The sequence below is a fragment of the Enterococcus lactis genome (genome assembly GCF_015751045.1).
GTDB classification, from domain to species: Bacteria; Bacillota; Bacilli; order Lactobacillales; family Enterococcaceae; genus Enterococcus_B; species Enterococcus_B lactis.
This window is the reverse complement of the sequence record NZ_BNJW01000018.1, coordinates 60,030-68,142: the sequence shown is the minus strand read 5'-3', so window position 1 is coordinate 68,142 and position 8,113 is coordinate 60,030. Positions and strand designations below refer to the sequence as shown.

The 8,113-nt window shown below is 33.6% G+C and carries 6 protein-coding genes; 1 reads left to right on the top strand and 5 read right to left on the bottom strand.

Annotated elements, in window-relative coordinates:
* Positions 1–238: 238 nt before the first annotated feature.
* From KFO35_RS10285 to KFO35_RS10270, 4 genes are all read right to left on the bottom strand, one after another.
* Positions 239–2,140 carry a hypothetical protein gene (locus tag KFO35_RS10285; protein WP_024636354.1) on the bottom strand — a complete coding sequence of 634 codons (1,902 nt, stop codon included), beginning with the start codon at positions 2,138–2,140 and terminating at the stop codon, positions 239–241.
* Between the two features lie 63 nt (positions 2,141–2,203).
* Complete coding sequence (locus tag KFO35_RS10280) at positions 2,204–3,181, bottom strand: tyrosine-type recombinase/integrase (RefSeq protein WP_156272287.1); 978 nt, start codon at positions 3,179–3,181, stop codon at positions 2,204–2,206.
* A gap of 182 nt (positions 3,182–3,363) precedes the next feature.
* Positions 3,364–3,708, bottom strand: coding sequence for a metal-sulfur cluster assembly factor (locus tag KFO35_RS10275; RefSeq protein ID WP_002292174.1), 345 nt, complete (start codon positions 3,706–3,708; stop codon positions 3,364–3,366).
* 152 nt (positions 3,709–3,860) lie between these two features.
* Positions 3,861–4,781 carry a YitT family protein gene (locus KFO35_RS10270; protein ID WP_002316215.1) on the bottom strand — a complete coding sequence of 307 codons (921 nt, stop codon included), beginning with the start codon at positions 4,779–4,781 and terminating at the stop codon, positions 3,861–3,863.
* Between the two features lie 184 nt (positions 4,782–4,965).
* Here KFO35_RS10270 and KFO35_RS10265 point away from each other — a divergent pair, with 184 nt between their 5' ends.
* On the top strand, positions 4,966–5,457 hold the full coding sequence (locus KFO35_RS10265) for a YajQ family cyclic di-GMP-binding protein (protein WP_002309430.1): 492 nt from the start codon (positions 4,966–4,968) through the stop codon (positions 5,455–5,457).
* A 24-nt stretch (positions 5,458–5,481) separates the two neighbouring features.
* Here the strand turns inward: KFO35_RS10265 and KFO35_RS10260 are convergent, their stop codons facing one another.
* Positions 5,482–7,857: an ATP-dependent DNA helicase gene (locus KFO35_RS10260; RefSeq protein WP_156272289.1), complete on the bottom strand. Its 2,376-nt coding sequence runs from the start codon at positions 7,855–7,857 to the stop codon at positions 5,482–5,484.
* Positions 7,858–8,113 lie beyond the last annotated feature (256 nt).

Sequence of the window (8,113 nt, the reverse complement as noted above, 5' to 3'; positions counted from 1 at the left end):
GAATCCACGAGAATCTCTTTTCATGGTTTCAGAGAATGGTCAAACGGTTTTAGTTTGACGATTGTCTGAAATCATGAAACAACTCGAGAGTGGATTGGTTGCAAAAAAACTCTCAAAAAATGAGTCCACTTTATTGACACAGATCCACCTTTATAGCATCATCAATATAAGAAGGCAAATTTGAAGACCATTTAAAATACAACTTATAAATTTCTAATGTCATTCTATAATTCTAAGATTAATTACTCTTGTAACAGTCCAATTCTTCATTTATTCTAACAGTAAATATTATCAGAATCATAAGCAGTTCCAAATAATAACTCTTATAATCACTGTCTTGTTTTTTTCCATAGCTACCATGAGTAATCTTGTTTCGAATTGCCAATGCATTGCTAAATTTTTTATTATCCATTATATATGAAATATAATCACTCTCTTGTTTAGAAAATAAAGTATTACTATATTTAACATTTCCTTTCACATTTTCTTCCTCAATAACTTTTAAATCTGATTCTGACAGGTATAGAGTAGATAAATAACCTTTCTCCCACAACAAATAATAAAAACTTATACTTGTAGGATTTGTAAATCTTATTTGGTTAGCCAAATTAATATACAAAACTTTATCCTTTATAAGAGAATCTATCACTTTCTTCTGATACTCATAGAAGTCATTAATCGAAATTCCATATTGAACATACTCATAAAAATTCTTTCTACCTTTTTTCTTTTCTGGGAATGATAAATTCGATTGGCTGTTAAAGATTAATTTACAAAAATTTAGCTTTTCTTTTGAATCAAAGTAGACAAATTTTTTTTCACTCAATGATTTAATTTCCTGATAGTTAGTAATTTTTGAATCCAATTCGAAAACATCAGAATCAATTTCACCATATCTCTGAACAAAATCAAATTGTTTTAATAAACTATCCAGTTCAGGAATTAACAGTTTACATCTTTCATAATAAGTATAGCTTTTCGAACTTGCATTAAAGAAAAAATCAGGAAAACCATACTCAGATTTTAAATGTTCATTGTAGTAAAAAGCGAAAACTTCTTCCAAATCAATTTTTAAGAAAGTTAAATAATCAAAGTATGCTAATAAAGAAAGCTTATAAAAATTGTTTTGGTATTCAGATATGAGTGTTTGATTATACGCATAATTTGATTTAGTTTGAAATATCTCTAACAAACCGCCATGTTCATATGGTGAATCAATCATAGAAAATTGAAAGAAATGGTTAAAAAAACCAAAAAAATAAATAAAATTATTCAAAATTGTAGGGTAATCATGTTCCTCATCAATCCAATCTTTAGATAACAAAAATTGCAAATCTCTAGAACTTTCTTGCACAAATTCAAAGTCTGTTTTTAAGCCTTCTTTAAGACCTACTGCCATTTTCCAAGATACTCCATTTTTTAAGGACATCGTCTTTTCAGTTTGTTCTATTTTTTTCTTTCTTGCTTTTGAAATTATTCTTGAATCAAGTTTATATTCATGATGTAAGCTCCAATATGAAATTCGCTCTAAGTAGTTAATATTCGCTTCATCAAGTTCACAATATCTTCTAGCCCAGTCATTTATTTCTTCATCAGATAAGTTATCTGGTAAATAAATGTTTTTAATATTAGGAGAATCATACTTATCAAGAAAAAACTCAAAGTAAACAGGATTTGACAATAGTTTCTTCTTAAAAAACAATTTATACTTTTCACATATTTTTTGATATTCTAATAATAAGTGAATAGGTATTTTATATTCATCAATAATTTTCTCGAAGTCAACATATTCTGTCCTCTTTATTACCTTGAACCTAACAAATATATCCCAAAAATCTGATTGATATTGAAAGTGTAAATCACTATATTCTGTTATGTATTCTGACAATTCTCCTTTACCGAAATATTCGTTTAATAGTCGATGAGAACTTTTTCTACATTCAGAAATTTTTTCTGATGACATTTTCTTAAAATAACCCAAATCCAAAAACTTTAACACATTATATATCTCAATTGCTTCATTAAGAGTATTGATTATAGGGTTTAAAATAAAGTCATTGATAAAAGTTTCTACATTACTTAAATCTAATCCAGTTGATAAATCATTTTCGCCATAAAACTTAATCCAATTATTTTTCATTCTTTAAATCACCTTTCAAATTCTATAAATTTAGTATACCAAGTTTTATTAAAAATTGGACTTCTATAATGTTTGCAATGGTGAAAAATTTACCGTTTCACTAATTTCATCTTCAATATTTAAACTTCTTAAATACACCTCAGTCGTTTTTATTGAAGCATGTCCTAGTAGTTTCTGAATTCTATAAATATCAGTTCCATTCCGAACTAATTTTTGGGCAAAATAATGCCGAAAACTGTGTGGACTTACCCTAATAGATTTTCTAATCTTGCATTGATTCCCAATTTTTATGATTGCTCGTTCAGCTAAAATATAGTTGTATTGTTTACCTTCTCTTGTTAAAAATACATAATTGTCTATATTCTCTATTTCATTATATTCAAAAAAGGAATTTGCTACTCGCTTGTATTTTATATATTCTTTGTAAATCAACGGTGAGCAATGAACAATCCTATCTTTTTTCCCTCTCCCATTTTCAACGAATAACTCTTTATTAGTGATGTGAAAATCTTTTAAGTTCATTACCTCATTAATCCTAAGTCCTGTATCTACAAGAATTAGTAAGAGCAAATAATCTCTTTGATTCGTGAATTTTGTTTGATATCCAGTGTGTTGCTTATCCATTTTCTGAGGTTTGAAAAAAGTTAACTTCTTTGCTACATTCAACATCTCTTTGATTTCCATATCATTAAATGTCTGAATAATTACCTTACGCTCTTTTACCCACTTAACACGCATACAGGGGTTTCTATCGTATCGGATATAATCTTCATCTACGCAATACTTAAAATACGCTCTGATGCTTCTTAGATGGCTATTCACATATGTTTCAGCACATCCCTCTTCTAATTTCATCAACATGAATTGCCGAATGCTTTTTGGTGTCACGTCTTCAATAAAGTATATCTGCTCTTTTTTCAAAAATTCAAAAAACAGTTTCAAAAACTTCTGATGCTTCTTTATTGTCTTTTGTGAGATTCCTCTAGCTTTTTCATTGAATAACATTTCTTCTAATAGTTCCTCTAACCTGAAATTTTGCAAAACAAAAAACTCCTTTACCAACTTTTTCTAAAAGTTAATAAAAGAGTTCAGAAATTGTTTCCTCATTAGGTATGGTATCCGTATCGAAAATACCCTCATTTTATCTGGTATCCGAAGTCCGAAAAAACGGCTCAGACTACATACTAAATGAGTGAGAAACGCTGTTAAATCAACACAAATCCTTATCGAATCCCCAACGCAATCCGTGCATAACGGCTCATCTTATCGGTCGTCCATGCTGGATACCAGACAAGTTTTACTTCTGCTTTCGTTACTTCTGGCACTTCTTTCAATGCGTCATGGATAGATTCTGTTAAAATATCGGCTAGTGGACAGCCCATAGTTGTTAGCGTCATTTTGATGACTGTTTCTCCGTTTTCAGGATTGAATTCTATATCATAAATCAAGCCTAAGTTGACAATATCGATTCCTAATTCAGGATCGATCACCATTTCCAAGGCAGCAAGAATACGTTCTTTGATCAGTTCTATTTCTTGCGCAGACCGTTCTTGGTTTGCTTCGCTCATCGTACGACACTCCTTAACACGATTTTTATTTATCATACTCTTTTTTTAACTACTTGTAAATGAGAATTTAGAAGGAAGATTCTCGTTTAATTTTATAAAATGTCCTTATTAGATGGAATACATTAAATTCATTCTAAAATAAATCTGATTCCTCATTTTTTTTGTGAACGATTTTTTATTTCTGGCAATACACCTGTTGTTCGATACATTTTTTGTTCGTTTTCATTTGCAAATCGTCCAAATACTGAATGAGTTGGTAAAATATTGATAAATGCATCGTCGTCGATTTCATGAACGATCTGATCAAGATCATACATTTCATAGCGGGTGATGACCATCATGATCATATTTCCTTGTTTTTTTGAATAGCCACCGACAGACGGAAGCAATGTCATTCCACGTACCATCCGTTTCGCTAGTTCTTCTGTTACCTCTTCCGGTTTGACGGTCACGATCATCGCTGTTACTTTTTGATGACTCGTATGGATGGCATCAATCACTTGAGTCATTGCATAAATGGAAATAATCGTATACAAGGCACTTTCCCAGTTAAAGAAGAAGCCTGCGATGACTACAATGATCCCATTTAGAATCAGCATGTAATTTCCGACTGTTTTTCCAGTTGTTTGTGAAAGCACAAGAGAGATGATGTCCATCCCACCAGTTGTAAAGCCCATTTTTAAAGATAAGCCTACGCCAAGACCTAATAAGACACCGCCTACTAAGGCATTCATCAAAATATTATCAGTAATCTGTCCGACTGGAAGTAGCATCGTCATCACTGATACGCATACAACGTTCACAAAACTAAGGATCGTTGCTCGTTTTCCTACTTTGAGAAACCCTAATACAAACACAGGGATATTCAAAATAAAAATAAATGTTCCTGTGTCTACCTTGATATGAAACCATTCATATAAAAGCGAGGAAATGATTTGAGCGATCCCATTCATCCCTGCAGAAAAGACATTGGCTGGAATCAAAAAATAATTTAAAGCGACCGCAGCGGTCAATCCGGTTATCAAAATAACCACTATTTTCTTTAATCTTTCATTTTTATGATACGCAGTCATAATTTTGCTCACAAGCACCTCTCCTCTACTTTGTTATTCCAAATGTAAGAATAACAGTTTATCTATTAAAATAAAATACTTCGAACTCAAATGAGAAGAATTTTAGCAAACAAGTAAGAATCTGCCCCATTCCTATGATAAGATAGATGTATAGTAAACTTATACGTATATCAGGAGGGTTCTTATGGCAAAAGATGCTAGCTTCGACATTGTATCAGAAGTCAATACAGAAGAAGTAAAAAATGCGATTCAGCAAACAACAAAAGAATTGACTAATCGATTTGACTTCAAGGATTCTACGGTAGAAATCAAATTAGAGAACAGCAATCTAGTTGTCTTGAGCGATGATGATTTCAAAATCGAACAGATCAAAGATGTATTATTTGGTAAGTTGATCAAAAGAAATGTGCCAATCAAAAATATCCATTTTTCCGAATCGGAACACGCGCTAGGTGGCAAAGCTCGTCAAACTGCCGATCTGGTCAACGGAATCGATCGCGAAAACGCGAAAAAAATCACTACAGCTATCAAAAATGAAAAACTGAAAGTAAAAGCACAAATCCAAGAAGATCAGATTAGAGTGACAGGTAAAAACCGTGATGATCTTCAAGCTGTGATTGCTTTATTACGTAAACTTGACTTACCAATCGAGTTGCAATTCACTAACTATCGTTAATGAAAAAAACGAGGCTGACATCTGTCATCCCTCGTTTTTTTCATTTACTGCTTCTTTGGATGACCAAAAACGCTGTATTCCTTCTTCCAATTCTCCAACACTTCGTACTTCTCTTGCTGTTTGCCAATGTTGTGGGAATAAACGTCGATAAGAGAAACGAGCAAATCGTTGATCTGCCAATACCACGATTCCTTGATCCGCCATGCCACGAATCACTCGACCACCAGCTTGCAAGACTTTGTTCATTCCAGGAAGCTGATAAGCGTAAGCAAATCCAAGGTGTTCCTTCTCATCATAATATGATTTGATCAGTTCCTGCTCATGATTCATCTGCGGCAACCCTACACCTACGATCATACTGCCGATCAATCGGTTCCCTCTCAAATCGATTCCTTCTGAAAAAATCCCACCAAGTACACAAAATCCTATCAATGTTTCATCGGGATCTGCTTGGAATTTTGCTAAAAATCGTTCGCGTTCTTCTTCATTCATGTCCGTTTCTTGGATCAGCACATTGCTGTCAGGATATTGCTGTTTGAATGCTTCCGCCGCAAGGTCTAAATATTGATAAGAAGGAAAGAAAACGAAATAATTTCCGACCTTTCCATCAGCAAAAGCATGGATCGTCTCAACTAATTTTGCCAGACTTTGTTCCCTTTTTCGATAAGTCGTCTCTAAGTAATTTGCAATGAAAACTTGCTGGTTTCCTTCTGGGAAAGGACTCGGCAGTTTGTAAGCGAGACTTTTTTGTCCGCCCAGTGTTTCCTGATAATAAGATAGAGGTGAAAAACTCGCAGAAAAAAGGATACTGCTTCTTCCTTTATCCAACGACTGCTCAAGAAACAAGCTTGGATCAATACAAAACTCTTTTACTATCAGATCGTGATACGTTTTTTCGACCGTTGTTTCATAGTGATCATCATAAAATTCACTGACCTTCAAAAAATGAAGCAAATCAAAGTAATAAGGAAGCAATTGTTCTTGTGATGGATGCTCAGGAAATTCTGCTAGCCATTCTTTGATTTTTTCGCTTAATTGATAACCTGCCTTTACTAAAGATTCAGCTGGTGCTTTTTGATGATGATAATCCCAATGATCTTCTTTTGCTATTTCTCGGATCGTATCAAATTCTTTCAATAGTTTGTTGAAACGACGATGGAGTTTTTTGAATTCCTTTGGTATAGCTTCCTTACTTCGTTTTGTTTTTTCATAAGATAGTTCTGCCGAATACATCTCTCGGGAACGATTCACCAAATTATGTGCCTCATCAATCAAAAACAGATAATCCTCGTTTTTTTCATCTTCAAAAAAACGTCTTAAATAAACAGTAGGATCAAACAAATAATTGTAATCCCCAATGATCACGTCGCACCAGATACTGACATCTAATGATAGTTCGAAAGGACAAAGTGTATGCTTTCTTGCATAAGTTTCGATGACTTCTCGAGTGATCTGATTCTCATGATTCAAAAGATCCCATAACCCTTCGTTGATACGATTGTAATAACCATTGGCATACGGGCACTGATCTGGATTACAGGTCGTCTCATCTAAAAAGCAGATCTTATCTTTAGCCGTCAAAGTGACACTTTTTACTTCAGCTCCAGTATCTTTTAATGCTGTCATGGCATCTTCAGCTACTTGTCTAGTTATTGATTTGGCTGTTAGATAAAAGATCTTTTCTCCCTCTTCTTCCCCTACAGCTTTCAAAGCGGGGAATAACGTAGAGATTGTTTTTCCTGTTCCGGTAGGTGCTTCTACAAACAATTTCTGTTTCGTACGGATTGTTTTATAAGCAGCTACCGCTAGTTCACGCTGGCCTTTCCTATACTCATCATGGGGGAATTTCAAAGCCATCAAAGAGGCATTGCGTACAGTGCGCCAGTTTTCTTGAAAAACAAGCCATTCTTTATAATCTTCAGTCAGTTTTTTAAAAAAAGTTTCTAACTGCTCTCTTGTCTGATGTTCGACCTTTCTCGTAATCACTTCTTCAGCCGTCTGAAAGTAAGTCAATTGCAGATTTATTTCTTGTAAATCATGTTCTTGACTATAGATATAGGCATACACCCTTGCTTGATGAAAGAAAAGTTCCACTTGTTCTGGTTCTAAATCTTCAAATCGTGGCTCGGAGGTTTTGATTTCATCTATATAATAAATACCATCTCTTTTGAAAATACCGTCTGCACGGCCTTCAACGATCAGGTGATATTCATCTAATGGAACTGTTGTTTTTAAAAAGACTTCTTTTTCATAGTCTTCTCCCGCATCTTTTTGGAGCTTGCGGTGGATTCTTGCTCCTTCTAATGCAGTATGGCTACTTTTTTTACGATTGTCGATACTTCCACGTCGCAAAATAAATTCTACTAAGTGCCGCACAGATATTTTTGACTGTTTGATCATTTCCACCACCTCTTTCTCTCTAAGATTACCTGAAAAAGCCTAGTTTAGCAAAAAGAGCTCTCTTTTCAAGCATAAAAAAACACCCCGCTGATTAGGCAGGGATATAGGATATAGAATTTGGATTTTTGGATGAGTCTAATGTAACAAGGACATATTAAAATGCTATGAAAACTTACTTTCCTTCTCTTTAGAATATCCAAATACTTTTCATATAGTCTGATAATTCAGATAAGTAAAGAGAAATAAGTACCTGTTT

Coding starts and splice junctions, on each gene's coding strand:
- KFO35_RS10285 (WP_024636354.1), bottom strand. CDS start 2,140: ATGAAAAATAATTGGATTAAGTTTTATGGCGAAAATGATTTATCAACT.
- KFO35_RS10275 (WP_002292174.1), bottom strand. CDS start 3,708: ATGAGCGAAGCAAACCAAGAACGGTCTGCGCAAGAAATAGAACTGATC.
- KFO35_RS10270 (WP_002316215.1), bottom strand. CDS start 4,781: ATGACTGCGTATCATAAAAATGAAAGATTAAAGAAAATAGTGGTTATT.
- KFO35_RS10265 (WP_002309430.1), top strand. CDS start 4,966: ATGGCAAAAGATGCTAGCTTCGACATTGTATCAGAAGTCAATACAGAA.
- KFO35_RS10260 (WP_156272289.1), bottom strand. CDS start 7,857: ATGATCAAACAGTCAAAAATATCTGTGCGGCACTTAGTAGAATTTATT.